The sequence below is a fragment of the Mesorhizobium sp. M0296 genome (assembly GCF_040321675.1).
Taxonomy (GTDB): domain Bacteria; phylum Pseudomonadota; class Alphaproteobacteria; order Rhizobiales; family Rhizobiaceae; genus Mesorhizobium.
Genome location: NZ_JAMYRZ010000047.1, coordinates 21,015 through 40,815, shown reverse-complemented (window position 1 = coordinate 40,815; position 19,801 = coordinate 21,015). Strand labels below are relative to the sequence as shown.

The 19,801-nt window shown below is 63.3% G+C and carries 18 protein-coding genes; 6 read left to right on the top strand and 12 right to left on the bottom strand.

All coding sequences use genetic code 11. The features are described from left to right. Positions 1 to 283 precede the first annotated feature (283 nt). Positions 284 to 1,183, bottom strand: coding sequence for an HNH endonuclease (locus NKI97_RS30430; protein ID WP_352838059.1), 900 nt, complete (start codon positions 1,181 to 1,183; stop codon positions 284 to 286). A 462-nt stretch (positions 1,184 to 1,645) separates the two neighbouring features. Between NKI97_RS30430 and NKI97_RS30425 the strand changes: the two genes are divergently transcribed. Further along, entirely contained in the window at positions 1,646 to 3,376 is a 1,731-nt protein-coding gene (locus NKI97_RS30425; RefSeq protein ID WP_352838065.1) for an adenylate/guanylate cyclase domain-containing protein, read from the top strand. Between the two features lie 232 nt (positions 3,377 to 3,608). After that, complete coding sequence (locus NKI97_RS30420) at positions 3,609 to 4,145, top strand: dihydrofolate reductase family protein (protein ID WP_352838057.1); 537 nt, start codon at positions 3,609 to 3,611, stop codon at positions 4,143 to 4,145. 170 nt (positions 4,146 to 4,315) lie between these two features. On the opposite strand, the gene NKI97_RS30415 is transcribed toward NKI97_RS30420, so the two are convergent. Next, complete coding sequence (locus tag NKI97_RS30415) at positions 4,316 to 5,221, bottom strand: LysR family transcriptional regulator (protein ID WP_352838055.1); 906 nt, start codon at positions 5,219 to 5,221, stop codon at positions 4,316 to 4,318. A 30-nt stretch (positions 5,222 to 5,251) separates the two neighbouring features. Beyond that, a complete protein-coding gene (locus NKI97_RS30410; protein WP_023674354.1) occupies positions 5,252 to 5,383 on the bottom strand; it encodes a hypothetical protein in 132 nt (43 codons plus the stop codon). Between NKI97_RS30410 and NKI97_RS30405 the strand changes: the two genes are divergently transcribed. Further along, complete coding sequence (locus tag NKI97_RS30405; RefSeq protein ID WP_352838053.1) at positions 5,361 to 6,257, top strand: MBL fold metallo-hydrolase; 897 nt, start codon at positions 5,361 to 5,363, stop codon at positions 6,255 to 6,257. The genes NKI97_RS30410 and NKI97_RS30405 overlap by 23 nt on opposite strands. A gap of 90 nt (positions 6,258 to 6,347) precedes the next feature. Here NKI97_RS30405 and NKI97_RS30400 read toward each other — a convergent pair whose 3' ends face one another. The 5 genes from NKI97_RS30400 to NKI97_RS30380 form a co-directional block, all read right to left on the bottom strand. Beyond that, the gene (locus NKI97_RS30400; RefSeq protein WP_352569779.1) at positions 6,348 to 7,217 is read right to left on the bottom strand and encodes a patatin-like phospholipase family protein; all 870 of its coding nucleotides are present in this window, start codon (positions 7,215 to 7,217) and stop codon (positions 6,348 to 6,350) included. Further along, on the bottom strand, positions 7,214 to 8,572 hold the full coding sequence (locus NKI97_RS30395) for a M16 family metallopeptidase (protein ID WP_352838063.1): 1,359 nt from the start codon (positions 8,570 to 8,572) through the stop codon (positions 7,214 to 7,216). The genes NKI97_RS30400 and NKI97_RS30395 overlap by 4 nt, the downstream gene beginning before the upstream one ends. 190 nt (positions 8,573 to 8,762) lie before the next feature. After that, entirely contained in the window at positions 8,763 to 10,127 is a 1,365-nt protein-coding gene (locus NKI97_RS30390; protein ID WP_352838051.1) for a M16 family metallopeptidase, read from the bottom strand. Positions 10,128 to 10,224: 97 nt separating this feature from the next. Next, positions 10,225 to 10,779 carry a 16S rRNA (guanine(966)-N(2))-methyltransferase RsmD gene (gene rsmD, locus NKI97_RS30385; RefSeq protein WP_352453462.1) on the bottom strand — a complete coding sequence of 185 codons (555 nt, stop codon included), beginning with the start codon at positions 10,777 to 10,779 and terminating at the stop codon, positions 10,225 to 10,227. Continuing rightward, a complete protein-coding gene (locus tag NKI97_RS30380; protein WP_352453463.1) occupies positions 10,760 to 12,661 on the bottom strand; it encodes a pseudouridine synthase in 1,902 nt (633 codons plus the stop codon). The genes rsmD and NKI97_RS30380 overlap by 20 nt, the downstream gene beginning before the upstream one ends. Before the next feature lie 76 nt (positions 12,662 to 12,737). Between NKI97_RS30380 and NKI97_RS30375 the strand changes: the two genes are divergently transcribed. Next, positions 12,738 to 13,190 carry a nucleoside deaminase gene (locus NKI97_RS30375; RefSeq protein ID WP_352453464.1) on the top strand — a complete coding sequence of 151 codons (453 nt, stop codon included), beginning with the start codon at positions 12,738 to 12,740 and terminating at the stop codon, positions 13,188 to 13,190. An 82-nt stretch (positions 13,191 to 13,272) separates the two neighbouring features. Here NKI97_RS30375 and NKI97_RS30370 read toward each other — a convergent pair whose 3' ends face one another. Further along, positions 13,273 to 13,953 (bottom strand): hypothetical protein, encoded by a 681-nt coding sequence (locus NKI97_RS30370; protein WP_352453465.1) that lies wholly within the window; start codon positions 13,951 to 13,953, stop codon positions 13,273 to 13,275. A gap of 195 nt (positions 13,954 to 14,148) precedes the next feature. Beyond that, on the bottom strand, positions 14,149 to 17,139 hold the full coding sequence (gene ileS, locus NKI97_RS30365) for an isoleucine--tRNA ligase (protein WP_352838049.1): 2,991 nt from the start codon (positions 17,137 to 17,139) through the stop codon (positions 14,149 to 14,151). 42 nt (positions 17,140 to 17,181) lie between these two features. Here ileS and NKI97_RS30360 point away from each other — a divergent pair, with 42 nt between their 5' ends. Together NKI97_RS30360 and NKI97_RS30355 are read left to right on the top strand one after the other, a co-directional pair. Beyond that, complete coding sequence (locus NKI97_RS30360; protein ID WP_352838048.1) at positions 17,182 to 17,367, top strand: hypothetical protein; 186 nt, start codon at positions 17,182 to 17,184, stop codon at positions 17,365 to 17,367. 70 nt (positions 17,368 to 17,437) lie between these two features. Continuing rightward, on the top strand, positions 17,438 to 17,653 hold the full coding sequence (locus NKI97_RS30355; protein WP_352569773.1) for an antitoxin Xre/MbcA/ParS toxin-binding domain-containing protein: 216 nt from the start codon (positions 17,438 to 17,440) through the stop codon (positions 17,651 to 17,653). 35 nt (positions 17,654 to 17,688) lie between these two features. On the opposite strand, the gene NKI97_RS30350 is transcribed toward NKI97_RS30355, so the two are convergent. After that, entirely contained in the window at positions 17,689 to 18,492 is an 804-nt protein-coding gene (locus NKI97_RS30350; RefSeq protein WP_352838047.1) for a MipA/OmpV family protein, read from the bottom strand. 198 nt (positions 18,493 to 18,690) lie between these two features. Beyond that, complete coding sequence (locus NKI97_RS30345) at positions 18,691 to 19,596, bottom strand: alpha/beta hydrolase (protein WP_352831790.1); 906 nt, start codon at positions 19,594 to 19,596, stop codon at positions 18,691 to 18,693. Positions 19,597 to 19,801: the final 205 nt, after the last annotated feature.

The window sequence follows — 19,801 nt, the reverse complement described above, 5'->3', positions numbered from 1 at the left end:
GCCGGGCGGATCTGCTGCACTGGTCTAGCCTGCCCTCATCACCTGCGTTGGCGTCAACGGCTTTGGCAGCGTCGCTCGACAGGGCTGGGACATCATGACGGAGTCGCGTTAGACATTCCAGCGAGACGAAGGCCATGAAGTTCGGGACGTGGGTCAGAATTCCCCGTGGTCTTGCTTTGGTAATGTCCAGGAAGGGGCGCATTGCTGCCATTCGCAACGAGAGAATGAAGGCCTCCGACGAGTCAGAAGTGCCCACCAACACGCTCCCACGCCGACGGTGCTTTCACTGCTTGTAGCAGTGCTCGCGGTGCCATTGTAGGAAATGAGGATGCGGGCGTTCAAAATGTCGACTGGGCGTAAGTGCTCGACCGGTTTTGTTTATGAATCCCTGCACGCTGTCGAGATCGTTGACCTGCCGGGAGATCATGATTTCCAAATCGTCGGATAGGCTGATCAACCCGCGATCGAACATCCAATGCGCGGTGCCGGACAATGCGATCCCATTGTTGATGATATCGGGACCATTGGCTTCAACCGGTCGAACATGCGCGGCGGAGACCTCCGCTCGGCCGCCGCCGTTTATCAACTTGAGTCCCGTGATCGCACAGCGCTCATCATAGGCGCGCAAGACGATGCGGCGAAAAATACGATCCCGCACGATTCGCGACGCGATGTAACTCACGCGATCACGGCTCTGCTCCAACTCAAATGGCGCCTGCTCGTCTTGAAAGCCAAGCGACGTCCCGATCTCATCAACGCGCGGCAGCAACGACTCATTGCTGCCCAGGCCGAGATCGATAATGCGGTTGAAGTCACTTAGACCGATTGGGCGGACGGCAGATTGGGCGCGACCGGAAATCCGTCCTTCCTCGTTGAGTTCACTCTTCTCCACGATGCCATTCGCCCCGTTGAACGAAACAGGATTGGCGAAGTCGAGATAGGTCCCGGGCTCAATCAGAGCGAGGTACATGTCAGGCTTCGCAGGATCGGGGATGACCTGTTGGACTTTGGCTACGGCGAAATAGCCGCGGCTCTCTTCTACCTTGCTGGGCTCATAATAGATGATCCAGTCGCCTACGCATGCTTCGACGCGGCGCAGATACTGGCTAGGAAACTGGTATTGCTCAGCGGGGCGGTCGTTGTAGATCGAATCTGACCGGTGAATGAAGACCCCGAATCCCATGATCTTTTTACAGTTCGTTTTTTGGAGATATCTGCCTCAGATACCAATCCGATCTTGGGAGCTTAGTCCAGGTCGGAGAAGTTTTTCCCCACAGTATCGGTCCTTGGGAGCGAATAAGCGAATAGGGAAAGCCCTCCCCTTGAAAATGCGCGGCGCTAGTTGACGGTGCAGTTCGCACAAGACCCGCACGGCCCGTCCCGACAGAGACAGAAAGGAACCCGCCATGCGAAAACTCATCGTCACCGAATTCATCAGCGTCGACGGATCGCCGAGGTCGAGAAGCTGCCGAGCGTGGCCTGGCGCGCCGAATGGCGTCGCTCTCCCGCGATTGATGCGATCGAGTTCGCAGCCACCAGGCGGAAGGCGCCCTTTCTTGCTGCTGCGGACTTCTTGATTCAGCCACAAGCCCAAATTGCTGGATTTGGCGGCCCAGGAAGTATACGCTTGGTTTTTGGTTCAGCGATGGAACAGAGACTAGCCGCAATTCTGGCTGCCGATATGGCGGGCTACAGTCGGCTAATGGAGGCCGATGAATCCGGCACGCTCGCACGCCTTCGGACCCATCGCATAGAACTGGTCGATCCCGCCATCGCGAAGAACAAGGGCCGGATCATCAAGACCACCGGAGACGGCATGCTCGTTGAGTTCCAGAGCGTGACCGATGCCGTGAAATGCGCCGTGGAAATCCAACAGCGTATGAAACGGCGCAATTCGGATGTGCCGCAAGAACGGCGCATCGAATTCAGGATCGGCATAAATCTCGGCGACATCATTTTCGACGATGAGGATATTTTCGGCGACGGCGTCAATATTGCCTCGCGCATCGAGCAACTCGCCGACGTCGGCGGTATCTGCGTGACCGCAGCGGTGGCGACCCAAATTGCCGACCGTCTCGAAATTGCCATGGAGGACCTGGGCGAGAAGACGTTAAAGAACATCAGCCGCCCGGTTCGCCTCTATCGCGTTGGGTTTGACAGTCCTGCCCTGCCAGAAGTCGAGGCAAAGCGATCCATCTCGAAACCTTCGATAGTGGTGCTGCCATTCACCAACATGAGCGGCGATCCCGAGCAGGAATTTTTCGCGGACGGACTGACCGAGGACATCATCACCGAACTGTCCCGCCACCATGAGCTGTTCGTCATTTCGCGCAATTCCAGCTTCGTCTACAAGAACCGCGCCGTGAATGTGCGCGAGGTGGCCGAGAAACTCACCGTCCAATACCTGGTGGAGGGAAGCGTCCGCAAGATCGGCGACAGGGTGCGCGTGACGGTTCAGCTCATCGATACGGCGAACGACGCTCATATTTGGGCAGACAAGTATGACCGGAAGCTGGATGACATATTCGCGATTCAGGATGAGGTGACCGCGGCGATCGCAGCCACGCTGCCCGGTCGTGTCGAGGCGGCTCAGCGGGACCAGCTCGCGCGGGCGAAACCCGCAAACATGGCCGCGTATGAATGTGTGCTTGCTGCCAAGGTGCTGCATCACCGAAGCACCATTGCGGATAATGAACGCGCGCAAACCTTGATAGAAAGGGCCGTCACGCTCGACCCCGATTATGCCCATGCCCATGCCTGGCGGGCCTGCATTCTTGGCCAGGCCTGGGTCCATAACTGGTGCGAAGACAGGGATGCCGTCTGGAACAACATTATGACGGCGCTGGACAGGGCGCTGGCGCTGGACAACAACGATGCCGATGTCCATCGCATTCTCGCGGCCGTGAACGTGAACAACAATGAGCTGACCACAGCGCGCTACCATCAAGAACGGGCGCTGGCCCTCAATCCCAATTACGACCTCGTGGTGGTGCAGCAAGGCGAGTTATTGACGTGGCTGGGGAGGCCGGAAGAGGGAATTGAATGGATCCGCAAGGCAATGCAGTTGAACCCGCACCACCCGGAGAGGTTCTGGAGCCATCTGGGAAAGGCGCATTTCGCCGCGCGCCAGTATGGCGAGGCGATCGAAGCTTTCATGCATCTGTCAACCATGGACTCGGCTCAGCACGCTTTCGCCGCTGCCTGCTACGGCTGGCTCGGCGACGAAATCGCGGCCGCGGCGCATCTAGGCAAGATCAGAACGCTCGATCCCCAATTCGACCTCGATTCATTTATCGCCACCCTGCACTTTGCCCAGGAGTCTGATGTGCAGCACGTCCGCGAAGGACTGCTGAAAGCCGGAATTGCCCACCTGTAGGCAGCCCGTGACTACGACCCAGATCCAATCTGGGACAGGCAAAAAAAGACCGGCCCCCGATGCGGACCTTGTGGCATGACCGAACGACGGGCAGGTCGGAGAAGCTTTTCCCACGGTATCGGTCTTTGGAAGCGAACAGGGAAAACCCTCCCCGTGAAAAAGCGCCGCGCTAGTTGACGGCGCATGTCGCATAAGGCCCGCGCCATTCGGCCCTGCCAGAAAGGAACCCGCTATGAGAAAACTCATTGTTACCGAATTCATCAGCGTCGATGGCATTGCCGAGGTTGAAAAGCTGCCGAGCGTGGCCTGGAACGATGAGATGCAAAAGTTCAAGGACGACGAGCTTGCCGACAGTGGCGCCATGCTGTTGGGGCGCACGACCTATGAGATTTTTGCCGGCTCGTGGCCCAAGGAGACCGGAGACTTCGCCGACCGGTTCAATGCGCTGCCGAAATATGTCGCCTCGACCAGCTTGCAGGCGCTCGACTGGCAGCCGGCCGAGCTGCTGCAGGGCGCGTTGCCGGACGCGGTCAGAGGGCTGAAGCAAGGCAGCGGCGGCAACATCTATGTGCATGGCAGCCTCAGCGTCGCGCAGGAATTGCTGCGCCACGGCCTGGTCGACCGCATCCGCCTGCTCAGCTATCCCGGTGCCGTCGGCCAGGGCAAGCTGCTGTTCCCGCCCGGCGCGCAATTGCCGCTCGAGCTGATCTCCGCCACGCAATTCAGCAACGGCGTAGTGGCGCTGGAGTATGCGGCTGGGATGGCGTGATGAGCCAATCTCCCCCCTTGAGGGGGAGATGCCCGGCAGGGCAGAGGGGGGCGTCTCGCGTAATGCGCCAACCCCTACCGACGCAAGAGGGAGGCCGCGCCCGGTCGAACCGACCCCCTCTGGCCTGCCGGCCATCTCCCCCTCAAGGGGGGAGATCGCAGCTTCGCCCATCAGCGCCCCCGCCCGCCTGCCTCTACCTTCTGCACGGCCGCGATCAGCATCTCGACAAACCTCGTCACCTTGGGCGGGCGGAAGCGGGCGGCGGGGTAGACTGTGTAGATGCCGCCGGAGGGCAGCCGCCACTCGGGCAGGATCTGCACCAGCCGCCCGGCGGCCAGTTCGTCCCGCACCAAAAAGTCCGGCAGCACCGACAGGCCGGCGCCGGCGCGGACCGCTGCCAGCACTGCCGGCGTTGCGTCGATGGCGATCGTTGCCTGCATGCGCACGGCCTGCTGCTCGTCATCGCCGCTCGAAAATTGCCATAGCAGCGGTTCGCGCAGCGCCATGTTGGCGACGAAGGGCAGCCCGGCGAGGTCTTGCGGTTCGCCGGCGGTGAACCGGCCTGCAAAGCCGGCGCCGCATACCATGAATTGCTGGAAGGTGCCGATGCGCCGGGCCTGCAGGCTGGAATCGGCCAGCCAGCCGACGCGGATGGCCACGTCGATGTGGCCGGAAACCAGGTCGATCGTCTCGTCGCCCAGCGTCAGCTCCACCCGGCAGGCGGGATAGCGCGCGCTGAAGGCGGCGACCACCGGCACCACCGCCGATGTGCCGTAGTCGTTGGACGCGGCGATGCGCAGCGTGCCGGTCGGCTCGGCGGCGGCCTGCGCGAGCTCGTCGAATGCATCCTCGGCCTGCTGCAGGACCTGCAGGCAGCGGGCATGGAACGTTCGGCCGGCCTCGGTCGGATGGACGCGCCGCGTCGTGCGGATCAGCAGCGTCGTTCCGACATCGCGCTCCAGCCGCGCCACCTGCTGGCTGACCACCGCCTTGGTGATGCCCAGCCGCTCGGCGGCCCGCGTGAACGAGCCGGCATCGACCACCGCCGCGAAATAGGCCAGCCGGTTCAGGTTCATGCTTCGCTCATAGCAGGGGCAGTCTCATTGTCAGGCAATGGCATACATTACGTCTATTTTGTCGGCCTTCAATACGCATTCCGCTTTTGCCATCTTGCGGGCATCGAGGCCGCCGAATTCCGGATCCCAGGAGACATCCATGTTCACACGGAGAAGCATCATGAAAACCACCCTCGCCGCCGGCGCTGCCGCGGTCTTTGCTCCCGCCGGGCTTGGCCATGCGGCCGGCGGGCTTTCCTGGAAACATTTCCCCGCCGGGCAAAACGGCTTCTTCCGCGCCCCGGTGCTGGTCTCCGGCGCCACCGAAGCCGTGCTGATCGATGGCGGTTTCACTTACCCCGACGGCCGGGCCGTGGCCGAGGCGATCAAGGCGACCGGCAAGACGCTCACCACCATCTATGTCAGCCAGTCCGACCCGGACTATTATTTCGGCCTCAAGCCGATCAAGCAGGCGTTCCCGCAGGTACGGGTGATCGCCGCAGCCGAGACGGTGGCCGCCATCAACGGCAATGTCGAAAAGAAGCTCGCCGTCTGGGGGCCGCAGCTCAAGGAGAACGGCCCGCAGGCGCTAGCCGACGTCGTCATCCCCGAAGCATTCGACGGCAAGACGCTCAGCGTCGATGGCGAGACCATCGAGATCGTCGCCGCGGAAGGCCTCGCCAACCGGCGCTATCTCTTCGTGCCGTCGCTGAATGCGGTGTTCGGCGGGGTGATGATCTTTGCCGGCGTGCATGTCTGGACCGCCGACACGCCGACCAGGGAACTGCGCGCCGCCTGGCTCGCCAATCTCGAAAAGATCGCGGCGCGCAAGCCGGCAATCGTCGTGCCCGGGCACATGACGCCTGAGGCCGCTACGGATCTTTCAGGCGTCGAGCACACCAAAACCTATCTCGTCGCCTTCGAGGAAGAACTGGCCAAGGCCAAGGACGCGGCCGCACTGAAGAGCGCCATGGAAGCCCGCTTCCCCGGTCTCGGCATGGGCGTGGCGCTCGACATCGGCTCCAAGGTTGCCACCGGCGAGATGAAGTGGGGCTGAGATGGCCGCCAATCGCGAGCTGATCCGCGCCACTTACGAAGGATTACGCTCATGGTCCAGCGGGCGCTGACGCTCGACGACTGATGGCTGTCATCCGCCGAGACGGTTCGTGCGCTTGCTGGCTTCGGCCTTGGCGCGGGCCTCGACCGCCTTCTCGATCTCGCGCTTCAGCTCGTCCTTGATCGCCACCGTCTCGGCCATCAGCGCCTCGACCTTCATGAAATCGAGCACCCGGTATTTCGACACCGCCGGCCTGATCAATATGTCGGGCCGGCTCTGGTTCAGCTTGCTGGCGATGATCGACTGCATCATCAGCTGCGTGGCGCCGAACATCAGGTCGACGGAGGTCGGGAATTTGCGGCCCGCCTCGGTCGGCGCGCCGACCACGTCGACGGCGATGATGATGTCGGCGTCGAGCTCGATCAGGTCGAACGGCACGGGATTGTAGATGCCGCCGTCGATCAGCAGCCTGCCGTCGCGCATCACCGGGCGGAACACCGCCGGGATCGCCGCCGAGGCGGCCAGCGCCGAATGCAGCTCGCCTTCGTCGAACACGGCGAGCTGGTGGCCATAAAAGTCCGTTGCCGTCACCTTCAGCGGTATCTTCAATTCGGCGAAGGTTTCGGGAATGGCGTCGGGCAGGAACGCCTTGAGGATGCGCTCGACATTGAACTGGCTGACCCGCAGGCCGCCCTGCAACGCTTCGGCAAAAGTGCCGGGCCGCGCCCGCCACATGCGCGTCGCCACTTCGGCGCGGCGGCCGAGGATCGAGCGCGTATAGTCGTGGATGTCCTTGCCGGTCATGCCCGAGGCCATGCCGGCGCCCATGATGGCGCCGATCGACGAGCCGGCGATTGCTGCCGGCCTTATGCCCAGCTCGTCCAGCGCCTCGATGACATGGATATGCGCCAGCCCACGCGCCCCGCCGCCGCCAAAGGCGATGCCGAAGCTAGGGCTCATCCCTTGTTGGCCGCGCCGAGCTTCGGCCCGACCACCATGACGGCCGGCTCGGCGGAGAGCAGCTTTTTCGCCACCTCTTTCACCTGATCCAGCGTCACCGCGTTTATCAGGGCGGCGCGGCGCTGCATGTAGTCGATGCCGAGCTTGCCGAGCTGGATCTCGAGCAGCGTTGAGGCGATCGCGCCGGAGGAATTCAGATTGTTGATGGCATAGGCGCCGATCATGTATTTCTTGGTCGCCACCAGCTCGGCTTCGGTCGGCCCCTCCTCGGCCATGCGCTTGACCACGTCGCGCACCACGGCCAGCGTCTCGGCCGCCCTATCGGCGCGGGTCGAGGTGGTGATGGACAGCGCCTCGGAATGCTGGTGGTCGACGAGGTCGGAGCTGACGCTGTAGGCCAAGCCGCGCTTCTCGCGCACCTCGTCGAACAGCCGCGAGGTGAAGGTGCCGCCGCCGAGGATCTCGTTCATCAGCACCGCGGCGAAGAAATCCGGCGCATTCCGCTTCACGCCGGGATAGGCGAGTTGCAGCGAGGCCTGCGGCTGGTCGTAAACGACCTCGAGCTGCTGGCCGAGCTTCAGGTCGATGTCGGGAACGGGCGTGAGCGCCTGCTTTTCCGGCAGGCTGCCGAACACAAGGTCGAGCTTCTGCTTCAGCGTCTCGGCGTCGATGGCGCCGACCACCGCGATATGCAAGCCGTCACGGGCGAAACTTGCCTTGTGGAAGGCGCTGAGATCGGCCGGCGTAATCGTCGCGATGCTTTGCCTGGTGCCCTGGTCGGGCCGCGCATAGGGATGCCTGCCGTAGATCGCGTCCAGCCATTTGCGTTGGGCGAGCGTATCGGGATCGCGCTCGTTGGCGATGATGCCGGACAGGATTTGCGAGCGGATGCGGTCGATCGGCACCTGGTCGAAGCGCGGCTGGTTGACCGCCACCCGCAACAGGTCGAAGGCGCCGTCGCGCTGCTCGGCCAGCATGCGCATCGAGCCGTAGATGCCGTCGCGCTGCGCATCGAAGCTCATCTCGGCGCCGACATCGTCAAGCTTGATCTGGAAGGCCTCGCTGTCGAGGTTGCCGGCACCTTCGTCGAACAGGCCGCTCATCAGATTGGCAAGCCCTTCCTTACCGGGCGGATCCTGCGTCGCGCCGCCATCGAAAACGAAGCGGATGGCGACGATCGGCACCGAATAATCCTCCACCAGCCAGGCGGCAATGCCCTTCGACGAGGTCACCTCCTGGATGTTCATGGCGGCGCGAGCGGAAAGCGCCGGCAGGAGGAGGAAGACGAGGGAGAGAATGAGGGTGGCCAGAAGAGGGCCGGCGCGCCAATTGCCAAGGTCGGCGCCGCCCCTCATCGCCCTGCCGGGCACTTCTCCCCGTATAGTGACGGGGAGAAGGGGCTGGCCGCTGTCCCGGCGCTCGCTCTGCAAACGCTGAAGATTGGCGAAACCGTCGGTGGCGGCGCCCCTCTCCCCGTCCCTATACGGGGAGAGGATGCGGGCAGGCAGGTGAGGGGCGGCGCCGACGCTCAAACTCATCATCAAATCAATTCCCAGCCTGGGTTTCGGGAAGCAAATAACCGGTCGTTGCGTGGTTGAGATTGAGATAGCGGGCAGCGACTTCCTTGACCTGGTCGGCGGTGACCTTGCGGATGCGGTCCGGCCATTGCTGGACGTCCTGGACGTTACCGCCTGTGGCGAGCGTCGAGCCGTAGATGTTGGCCATGTCCTCCTGCTTGTCGCGGGCAAAGATCATCGAGCGTACGAAACGGTCCTTGGATTTTTCCAGCTCGTCGCTGGTGACGCCGTCTTTCGCGATGCGGGCGATCTCGGCGTCGACCGCGGCCTCGATGTCGGCAAGCTTGGCATCGCCGCGCGGCGCGCCGTAGACGGTGAAATTGGTGTCGTCGAGCATGGCGCCCTGGAAGAAGGCGCCGGCCTCGGCGGCGATGCCTTGCCTGACGACAAGCTCCTGGTAGAGCCGGCTGCGGTTGCCGCCCCCGAGGATTTCGGACAGCACGTCGAGCGCTTCGGCTTCGCCGGGCTTTGCCGTGTGATAGGACGGGACCACCCATTGCGTGGTAAAGCTCGGCACGCTGACGCGCCCGTCGGTCAGCGTCACCGTGCGCCTGGTGTTCTGCTCGGGCTCGACGGGGCGGATGCGCGGCGGCAGATCCGGGCCGCGCGCGATCTTGCCATAGGTCTTTTCGGCCAGCGCCTTGACCGTTTCCGGCTCGACATCGCCGGCCACCACCAGCACGGCGTTATTGGGTGTATAATATTTGTTGTAGAAAGCCATCGCGTCGGTGCGGTTCAGCTTCTCCATCTCCTGCATCCAGCCGATGACCGGAATGCGATAGGGCTGGTTCTGCCACAGCGTGGCGTCGATCTCCTCGTCGAGCACTGCCTGCGGATTGCTATCGATGCGCGAGCGGCGCTCCTCGAGGATGACGTCGCGCTCGGTTTTGATGACGTCGTCGTTGAGGATGAGATTGCGCATGCGGTCGGCCTCGAAGCCCATCATCTCACCGAGCGCCTGCGGCACCACCGTCTCGTGAAAGGCGGTGTAGTCGTAGGAGGTGAAGGCGTTGTCCGAGCCGCCGATGGCGGCGACGGCACGGTCGAGCTCGCCCGCCGCATGGTTGCTGGTCGCCTTGAACATCAGATGCTCGAAGAAATGGGCAATGCCGGACTTGCCCGGCGGCTCGTCGGCGCTGCCGATCTTGTACCAGACCATATGGGTGACGATGGGGGCGCGGTGATCGGGGACGACGACGACCTCCATGCCGTTGTCGAGCAGGAAATCGGTCACGACGCCATCGTCAGGATTGTTATCCGCCAGAGCCGGCGCGGCCATCACCAGAGCCAGTCCCAAGAGCGTTCCGCGCAGCCATTCAGCCTGAAATGTCATAGATGGCTCCGGTTTGTGGTGGGACGATAGGCGGGGTTGCTGGTCGAGGCAAAGCGAATTGTTCGTCATTTTGAAGGCGCCACCGTGGAAGCCGAACTCAGGCGGCCTCGATGAACCGGATGACCGTCTCGCCATAGTTGCGCTCGTCGACAACCGAAAAGCCCGGCGCTGCCTCGAACGGCGCCGCCGCCACTTCCTCGACGACGCAGAGCGCGCCAGGGGCGAGCCAACCACCGGCCTTGGCCGAGCGCAACGCACGTTCGCCAAGGCCTTTGCCATAGGGCGGATCGGCGAAGACCAAGCCGAATGCGGCGATGGTGCCTGCCTCGCCCAAGCCCGTCGCGTCGCGGCGGAATATCTTGGTGCGGCCGGTGAGGCCGAAGGCCTCGACATTGGTGCGGATCAGGCCGCGCCCTTCGGCGGATTCTTCGATGAAGACAGCGTAGGAGGCGCCGCGCGAAAGCGCTTCGAGGCCGAGTGCGCCGGTGCCGGCGAACAGGTCGAGCACGCGCGCGCCGTCCAGTTTTTCAGGAAAGCGATGCGCCAGCACGTTGAAGACCGCCTCACGCGTGCGGTCGGTGGTCGGGCGGATGGCAAAGGTGCGGGGCGTCGCCAGCGGACGCCCGCGAAACTCACCGCCGACGATCCGCATTGCTTCCTTTCGGGCCGCCGCGCGGCCGGTCGCCACCGCCATCCGGGCGCTCGCCGCGCGGTTTGCCGAACGGCTTTGCACCGCCGCCTTGCGGCTTGCCGCCGGGCTTGCCGTAAGACGGCTTGAACGATGCCTTGCGCGCCTTGATTTCTGCCGCCTTGGCGGCGTCTGCCTCCGCCCTGCCCTTGCCGATCGGCCGTGCGCCTGGCGCCATCCAGACATTGGCCTTGCGCTGGCCCGGCGGCTCGATCGGCCGCTGCTCGCGTTCGGATTTTTTCCCACCGAAGCCGCCACGAGGCTTGTCGCCACGGGGTTTGTCCCCGAAGTCGCTGCGTTCAGGTCTGGGGCCACGCTCGCCAAAGCTCTTTTTTGGCCCAAAGCTCCTGTCAGGGCTTGTCGACAGCTTGCCGAGCGCTTCGTCGCGGCTGCCCTCGCGCCGCTTGCGGTTCTTGATCAGGCCGCCCTCGCCGATCGGCCGGCGTTCGCCGTCGCGGGTGAATTTCGGCCGCTCGGGCTCCTCCTCGCGCTCACGCCTGACCGGCTTGTTGGAAAACGGCTTGGCGATATCGGCGTCGAAATTGGCGCCGGATTCTTCGACCAGACGCTCGCCGAGTTGGTCGCGCAGCACGCGGCCCTTGATCTCCAGTACATGGCCTTCCGGTAAATCGTCGAGCTGGAACGGCCCGTAGGAAATACGGATCAGCCGCGTCACGTCGAGACCGAGCGCGCCCAGGATGTTCCTGACCTCGCGGTTCTTGCCTTCGCGCAGGCCGAGTGTCAGCCAGGCGTTCGAGCCCTGCTCGCGGTCGAGCGTCGCTTCGATGGCGCCGTAAAAGACACCGTCGACGGCAATGCCTTCGCGCAGGCCGGCAAGCGCGCTTTCCTCGACCTTGCCGTGGACGCGCACGCGGTAGCGTCGCAGCCAGCCGGTCGCCGGCAGTTCGAGCACGCGCGACAGGCCGCCATCATTGGTGAGCAGCAGCAGGCCTTCGGTGTTGATGTCGAGCCGGCCGATGGTCATCAGCCGCGGCAGCCCAGGCGGCAGCACGTCGAAGACGGTCTTGCGGCCTTCGGGATCGCGGTTTGTCGTGACCACGCCGGCCGGCTTGTGGAACAGGAACAGCCTGGTGCGCTCGATCGGCGGGATCTCCATGCCGTCGAGATGGATGATGTCGCCGGGCATGACGTTGAAGGCCGGCGAGGACAACACCTTGCCATTGACCTTGACGCGGCCGGCCGCAATCAGTTCCTCGGCGTCGCGGCGCGAGGCCAGGCCGGCACGCGCCAGCCGCTTGGCAATGCGTTCGCCGGCTTCTTCCGTTGCCTCGACGCGACGCGGGCGCGGCTTGAAGCCGCCTTCCGATGCCGCCTGTGCCCTTTGTGCCCCTTGCGGACGATCGCCAAAATCACGCTTGGGACGGTCGAAACGCCTCTCGCCGCGCTCGCTTTCGGCAGCTGCTGGCCGGTCGCCGCGCGGTGCGTAAGGCTTGCGCGGACCTTCGCGCTTTTCATAAGGCGTGCCCTCCGGACGCGGCCCTTTGCTGAACGGCCTGTCGCCGCCTTTGAAGTCGCGCTTCGGCCGCTCGCCTTCGGCAGCTGACGGCCGGTCGCCGCGCGGCGCATAAGGCTTGCGTGGACCCTCGCGCTGTTCATAAGGCTTGCCTTCCGGACGCGGCCCTTTGCTGAACGGCCTGTCGCCGCCTTTGAAGTCGCGCTTCGGCCGTTCGCCTTCGGCCGCCGCCGGCCGGTCGCCGCGCGGAGCGTAAGGTTTTTTGGCGCCGAAGGGCGGCTTGCCGCCCTTGTCGGGAGCGCCATCGCGACCACGCGGCCCCGCCGGCTTCGGGCCGGCCTTGCGCGGGAATTTCTTGTTTTTGTCGTCCATGTGGCCTTTGCTCGTTTGCGCGGGTAGTAACAGGATCGCGCTCTAGTGGCGAGGAGATAATCGGAATGGAAACCGCGTGAAGCGGCAGGATTTCATGGCACTGGCGCTGAAAGAAGCCGAAGCCGCCGCCCTGCGTGGCGAGGTGCCGGTTGGCGCGGTCGTCGTCGGCGGCGATACGGTCGTTGCGAGTGCCGGCAACCGCACCCGCGAGTTTGCCGATCCCACCGCCCATGCCGAGATGCTGGCGATCCGCGAGGCCTGCCGCAAGCTTTCCAGCGAGCGGCTCAGCGGCCACGATCTCTATGTAACGCTGGAGCCGTGCGCCATGTGTGCCGGCGCCATCTCCTTCGCCAGGCTGCGCCGGCTTTATTTCGGCGCTGCCGACGAGAAGGGCGGCGCAGTGGTCAACGGCGTTCGCTTCTTCACGTCACCGACCTGCCACCATGTGCCCGACATCTATCCGGGCATGGCCGAGAACGCAGCAGCGGCATTGCTGAAGGACTTTTTTCGCGAGCGACGCGGAGCCTGATTTCTGGTCCGGCAGACGGTCCATCCAAGTCAGCCAATCCAGCCAGCCAATCCAGGGCAAGAACGTCTCTGGCGCCGTCAGCCTACCAGGGCAGCCAGTCGAACATGCCGCCGCTCTTACTCTTGGCGGCCGCCTCCCTCTTGAGGCGGCGTTCCTTCTTGTACTCGTCCTCGCCGAGGTCACCCTGCGGCGCGGTGGCGGCGGCAGCGCGGTATTGCACCGGTGGCTCGCTCAGATATCTGCGGGTGGTCGGGTCGCCCTGTTTGCCTTCAGCCCGGCGGCGCATGATTTCCGCGGCGCGGCTCTTGTCCGAATCGGCCGGAGTCCAGGCTGGCGGGTGGCTCGAGCCCGACAACTTCAGCGCGGCCTTGACCGACGCCGGATCCGTCTGCACGTCGTCGATGACCTGCGCCTGGTAGGCCGGGTCGTCCTGATGCAGGGTGGCATCGGCGCGCAGGCGGGCACGGCGCTGCTCCGGCGATTCGGGCCATTCGGCGCTTGCCGTCTCGATGCTTTCCTGCGGCGGCGGCAAGACTTCCTTCTGCCCCGGCCCTGGCTTCACCAGCGTGGGGCGCGGCTTGTAGTCGATACTATCCTTGCGCTTGGGTGCGAAGGAAAAAGCCCCGGTGAGGTCGCCGGCAAGCTGCGCGCCCGCAGTCTTGTCGGTCCCGTAAGTGGGCGAGCCCATGCAGCCGGACAAAGCGAGGCCCGATACGACAAGCGGCGCCAGCAGCGCAACGCGCGCGTAAGTTCTCTCGGTCATGCCAAAAAGTCCCACTGTAGACAGCCTCTCGATTGCCGCCGGCCAAAGAAAGGTCCGGTCCCCATCGCCTATGCTCTTCCGACGGAATTCCGGCGACAATTTGTCGTCCGGAGTTTCGCGTGTTTACCTCAACCACTCGTTAAGGGCAACGCGCGGGGGCCGATCGGCCGCCCGCCGTGGCATTTGTGCACCGCCTTAAAGACGGCTCAAAGCCTTCAGCTCATGCAGAACAGCGGCGTCACGGGCCGAAACATCCGGGAATTCCGGATCTGAGCCGACATCGGCGGTGTAGCGCCAGGAGCGCGCGCACTTCACCAGGCCACGGTCCTCCGCCTTCTCGACGACCACGGCGACGCCCTTGACGTCGTCGAGGGTAAAGCTGCCCGCCGGCGCTTTGCCGTGCATGATAACCAGATCGCTGGTGATCGCCATCTCGGCCATGTCGACATCGGCGATCGCCGCTTCGAGCACGGCATCGTCGAGGGTGACGACCGGCACCGCTTCCAGCGAAGAGCCGATGACCTTCTGCGCACGGGCGATTTCCAGCGCGCCGGTGACGACACGGCGGACCTGCCGCACCTTACGCCACTTCTCCGCCAGCGCCTCGTTCCTCCAGTCCGCCGGGATTTCCGGGAACTGGTCGAGATGCAGGGAGACCGCATCCGGATGACGGTCGAGCCAAGCCTCTTCCATGGTGAAGGGCAGCATCGGCGCCAGCCATTTCACCAGGCAGTCGAAGAGATGGCGTACCACCTGCACGGAAGCCTTGCGCTTCACGCTGGAAGGCGCTTCGCAGTAAAGCGCATCCTTGCGGATGTCGAAATAGAAGGCCGACAGCTCTACCACCATGAAGTCGAGCAGCGCGCGGGTGATGCGCTTGAATTCGAACGCGTCGTAGCCCGAGCGTACGACCTCATCGAGTTCAGCGAGCCGGTGCAGCATCAGCCGCTCCAGTTCAGGCATCTTATCCAGCGGCACCTCCTCGCCATCGTCGTGGGCGAGCGTGCCCAGCATCCAGCGGATGGTGTTGCGCAGCTTGCGGTAGGCGTCGATATTGGTCTGCAGCACGTTCTTGCCGAGCCGCTGGTCTTCCCAATAATCGGTCGTCACCACCCATAGCCGCAAGATGTCGGCGCCGGACTGCCTGATGACGTCCTGCGGCACGACGGTGTTGCCGAGCGACTTCGACATTTTCCGCCCCTCCTCATCCATGGTGAAGCCATGGGTGACGACGGTGTCGTAGGGCGCCCTGCCCCTGGTGCCGCAGCTTTCGAGCAGCGAGGAGTGGAACCAGCCGCGATGCTGATCGGAGCCTTCGAGATAGACGTCGGCCGGCCATTTCAGGTCGGGCCGGTCCTCAAGCGTGAAGGCATGCGTCGAGCCTGAATCGAACCAGACATCGAGGATGTCCATGACCTGCTGCCATTTCGAGGCCTCGTGATTGCCGAGGAACCGCTCCTTGGCGCCGACGGCGAACCAGGCGTCGGCGCCTTCTTTCTCGAAGGCGTCCATGATGCGCTGGTTGACTGCCTCGTCGCGCAGCACATTGCCGTCGGCATCGGCAAAGACGGCGATCGGAACGCCCCAGGCGCGCTGGCGCGACAGCACCCAGTCAGGGCGCTCCTCGATCATGGCGCGGATGCGGTTCTGGCCGGCGGCGGGTACGAAGCGGGTATCGTCGATGGCTTTCAGGGCGCGGCTGCGCAGCGTCGTGCCGTCGCCAAGCTCCTTGTCCATATAGACGAACCATTGCGGCGTGTTGCGGAAGATGATCGGCTTCTTCGAGCGCCAGGAATGCGGATAGGAGTGCTTCAGGCGGCCGCGCGCGAACAGCGCGTTGCGCTTGATCAGCTCGTCGATGACAGCCTGGTTGGCGTTGCCCTTCTTGCCATTGTCGTCGATGACGCGCGCCGCTCCACCCTCGTGGTCCGGGCCGAAGCCCGGCGCGTCCTTGGTGAAGAAGCCGGCATCGTCGACGGTGAAGGGGATCGCGGTGTCGATGCCACGCTGGCGAAGATCAGAGGCAGCATCCATCCAGGCGTCGAAGTCTTCGCGGCCATGTCCCGGCGCGGTGTGGACGAAACCGGTGCCGGCATCGTCGGTGACGTGATCGCGGGCGAGCATCGGCACGGGAAAATCGTAGCCGCCACCCAGAGCTTTGAGGGGATGCGAAAGCGTAAGGTTTTCAAGCTCTTCGGCGCCAACGCTGCGAAGCCGATTCAGAGTGACCTTGGCCTTCGCGGCAGCGTCGTCCGCAAGCTTCTCGGCAAAGATCAGCTTTTCGCCGGGCTGAGGACCAAAGGCGTTCTCGGCCGCCGTAACCTCGTAGAGACCATAGTTGATGCGCGGCGAGTAGTTGACGGCGCGGTTGCCGGGGATCGTCCACGGCGTCGTCGTCCAGATGACGACGTTGGCATCAAGCAGATCTAGCGACGTCTGCGTCAGCTTGGGGTCCAGGGCTGGCTGCCCATCCTCGATGTTGATGACCTGGCGAGCGAGGCTGACGACCGGAAACTTCGCCCAGATCGTGTCCGACTCATAGTCCTGGTATTCGACCTCCGCCTCGGCCAGCGCGGTGCGCTCGACCACGCTCCACATCACCGGCTTGGAGCCGCGATAGAGCTGGCCGGACATGGCGAATTTCAGCAGCTCGCCGGCGATCCGCGCCTCGGCATGGAAAGCCATCGTCGTATAGGGATTGTCGAAGTCGCCGACGACGCCGAGCCGCTGGAATTCGGAACCCTGCACCTTGATCCAGTGCGCCGCAAACTCACGGCATTCCTGCCGGAATTCGTTGACCGGCACCTCGTCCTTGTTCTTGCCCTTGGCGCGGTACTGCTCCTCGATCTTCCATTCGATCGGCAGGCCGTGGCAATCCCAGCCTGGTACATAGTTCGAGTCATAGCCGCGCATCTGGAACGAGCGGGTGATGACGTCCTTGAGGATCTTGTTCAGCGCGTGGCCGATATGGATGTTGCCATTGGCGTAGGGCGGGCCGTCGTGCAGCACGTATTTTTCGCGGCCGACTGCGTCTTCGCGCAACTTGCGGTAAAGGTCCATGTCCTGCCAGCGCTTGACCAGCAGCGGTTCCTTTTCCGGCAACCCGGCGCGCATCGGGAAATCCGTCTGCGGCAGGTAGAGCGTTTTGGAATAATCGATCGTCTCGGCGGTCTCGGTATCAGTCATTCGTCTGCCATATGCGTTGCCGGCGGCAAAAGAGCCCGGGCGTTGAACTATCATGATCTGGAAAAAGCGCGAGAGGCCGCGCGCAAGATTCCCGGCGGCTCCGGCGGCGGTCAGGCCGCCCGGAACACCGGGCCTGTAATTCGTATCGCAGTCGCGAATGCGCTGATAAAGTGCGTCATGACCGGGCTTTTAAACGAGGCCGGCCCTATTGAAAAGCCCGAACTCTGATGCTTCCTCCTAAGAGCATGTACCAACTGCGGTTTACATTTCACAGTTAGCGCGCCGGAAGGAACGAAATGTGACTCTGACGATTACTGAGTCCGAACGCGCCCTGCGACTTCGTATTTCAACGATGGCGGATCGTGTGTTCGGCAACCATGAAAGGGCGCAGCGCTGGCTGCGCAAGCGAAGTCGGGTGCTCAACGAGGCGCCCATCAATCTCCTACAATCCGAAACAAGTGCGATGCTTGTGGAAGAGGAACTCAACCGCATCGCCTACGGCATAGTCGCCTGAGCCATGCGGCTGCGCGCAGTATATAACCTGCGACATCACATCGAGAAATCGAAGCGATAGGTCGTCGACATGCCGATCATGAACTGATCCCTGGAGCCGCGCTCCTTGACCAGGCTGGAATCGGCGGCCGGGCCCATCAGGCGGGAATATTCGCCGAACAGACTGGCCGTCATCGGCTCGGTCACCTTCCAGGTCACCGCGCCGCCCAGGCCCGCCGACTTCACCCCGCCACCGGGATGATATTCGCTGAGCCCCGAGGCCAGGGACTCCTCGGCATCAACGCCGTAATTGGCGTCGAAATAGTCCGATGAGGCGAACGAAACGCGCGGTCCGGCCGAAATCCTGACGTCGGGCGTCACATCGTAAAAGGCGTCGGCGGCGATGTCGGCGACAAAACCGTTATGGGCGCGAATGCCGTGCCGCAATTCGGCGCGGGCACGCAGCCAATCCAAAGGATAGAATTCGAAGAAGCCGCCAGCCTCGCCGCCCCAGCGCACCGGGTCGAGACCCTTCAATTCGTCGGCGTCACCACCGTCGCGGGAAAACAGGAACTTGCCTGTCAGGCCGGCGCGGACGCCGCCATCGTCGATCAATGCCAATGAAATATTGTCGTTGCGCGAGGTGAAGCGCGCCGCGGGACCAGCCTTGCCGAGCGAGATGATCGGCGAGGCACTGAGCAGGTACTTCTTGCCGCCCTCGAAATTCGGGGCAACCATGCCGGTGGCGCCGACCGTCAGGTACCAGTCTCCGGACAGCCAGCCGAAGGTGCCCTCGCCGGCCTTGGCAACGCCGCAGGTGCCGAGCATGAATGCGGCCAAGATCGTCGGGACAGACCGCATCGTTACTCCATACGTCGAACGCATTGGCCGATACAACCAGCCTTGACTGAAGCCATGGCGCCAGTTCGGTAAAATTTGACTTAATATCCGCAACATTGGCCGCGTTGGCCGGCCTGTTCCGCGTTGCAGTCGATTGCTTGGCGCACCAAGATTCCAGATCAAGTGCTTGGAATACGATAGCAGTTGCCTCGGCAGGGGTTACAAACATTCGCGGACAAACATGCCTGCGCTGTGAAGAGCGCGGCGACCGGCGCTCAACCCCGCATTCCAAACCGGCCAAGCGTGAATCATATGCGGCCAAATTTCGAGACCTACTTTAACGTCAGCCGCGCCAGCGGCTTCGGCGAGCCGAGTTGCGTCCGACAACAGCGTCTCGGCCGAACCGGCTTGTATCAGCATTGGGGGAAATCCGCTCAGATCGGCGAACAAAGGCGAGATCAGCGGATCGCGCCGACCAACGCCATTGGGAACATAGGCCGTTGCCAGTTCCTCCAAATACGCCCGGTGGATGATAGGGTCGATTGCGTCCTTGGTTGATAATGTCGCGCCGGACATCGAAAGGTCCGTCCAGGGCGAAACCAGCCAAAGACATCGCGGCAACGGCTCGCCTGCCGTGCGCAATATACTGACCAGGCACAGAGTGAGGTTGCCGCCCGCACTGTCTCCGCCAACCACGATGCGATCCGACGCGATGCCTTGCCGGCTCAGAAAGCGCCATGCGGTGAGTGCGTCTTCATGTTGCGCAGGGAAAGGATGTTCCGGTGCGCGGCGATAGTCGATCGCAAGGGTGCGCATTCCCATTGCCCGACCTGCCTCGGTAACCATTCGACGATGACTTTTAAGGGAGCCGGAGCAGTAGCCACCACCGTGGAAAAAGAGCAGAACCTTATCCCTGTCACTCCCAGGCGCCAGAGACCACTCTCCCTCAAGGCCATCGAAAACCACGCGCTCGCATCGGATGTCCTCCGCGACCGGCCAGACCGAACCGACTTCGTCGAGCCGCGCCCGGCGTTCGTCCCAGCGGACCGTTCGTGGTTTTGACGTCAACAGCCTGCGGACGGCGTTGATCTCTGTCAGATCGAGGTGTTCGTCCACATCGCCCATTTGCTCCCCCAGTCTTGCCAAGCGCCGAGAAAGGCGAACAGCCAAACGTCATCGACAAGATAACGATTGCCCGCTTGCAAATACAGCGACGAACCAGCGCCACGATCATCTTGCGATCAGCCCGATCAGCATCAGCGAGAAATCGCCCGACGTCCGTGCCATATTTGGCGGTGCGCTGCCGTGTCAGCCAATTTTCGATTTGCTC

Coding starts and splice junctions, on each gene's coding strand:
- NKI97_RS30410 (WP_023674354.1), bottom strand. CDS start 5,383: ATGATGCTTCTCCGTGTGAACATGGATGTCTCCTGGGATCCGGAATTC.
- NKI97_RS30405 (WP_352838053.1), top strand. CDS start 5,361: ATGTTCACACGGAGAAGCATCATGAAAACCACCCTCGCCGCCGGCGCT.
- NKI97_RS30345 (WP_352831790.1), bottom strand. CDS start 19,596: ATGGGCGATGTGGACGAACACCTCGATCTGACAGAGATCAACGCCGTC.
- NKI97_RS30420 (WP_352838057.1), top strand. CDS start 3,609: ATGAGAAAACTCATTGTTACCGAATTCATCAGCGTCGATGGCATTGCC.
- NKI97_RS30380 (WP_352453463.1), bottom strand. CDS start 12,661: ATGGACGACAAAAACAAGAAATTCCCGCGCAAGGCCGGCCCGAAGCCG.
- NKI97_RS30350 (WP_352838047.1), bottom strand. CDS start 18,492: ATGCGGTCTGTCCCGACGATCTTGGCCGCATTCATGCTCGGCACCTGC.
- rsmD (WP_352453462.1), bottom strand. CDS start 10,779: ATGCGGATCGTCGGCGGTGAGTTTCGCGGGCGTCCGCTGGCGACGCCC.
- NKI97_RS30395 (WP_352838063.1), bottom strand. CDS start 8,572: ATGAGGGGCGGCGCCGACCTTGGCAATTGGCGCGCCGGCCCTCTTCTG.
- NKI97_RS30390 (WP_352838051.1), bottom strand. CDS start 10,127: ATGACATTTCAGGCTGAATGGCTGCGCGGAACGCTCTTGGGACTGGCT.
- NKI97_RS30415 (WP_352838055.1), bottom strand. CDS start 5,221: ATGAACCTGAACCGGCTGGCCTATTTCGCGGCGGTGGTCGATGCCGGC.
- NKI97_RS30400 (WP_352569779.1), bottom strand. CDS start 7,217: ATGAGCCCTAGCTTCGGCATCGCCTTTGGCGGCGGCGGGGCGCGTGGG.
- NKI97_RS30430 (WP_352838059.1), bottom strand. CDS start 1,183: ATGGGATTCGGGGTCTTCATTCACCGGTCAGATTCGATCTACAACGAC.
- NKI97_RS30370 (WP_352453465.1), bottom strand. CDS start 13,953: ATGACCGAGAGAACTTACGCGCGCGTTGCGCTGCTGGCGCCGCTTGTC.
- ileS (WP_352838049.1), bottom strand. CDS start 17,139: ATGACTGATACCGAGACCGCCGAGACGATCGATTATTCCAAAACGCTC.
- NKI97_RS30425 (WP_352838065.1), top strand. CDS start 1,646: ATGGAACAGAGACTAGCCGCAATTCTGGCTGCCGATATGGCGGGCTAC.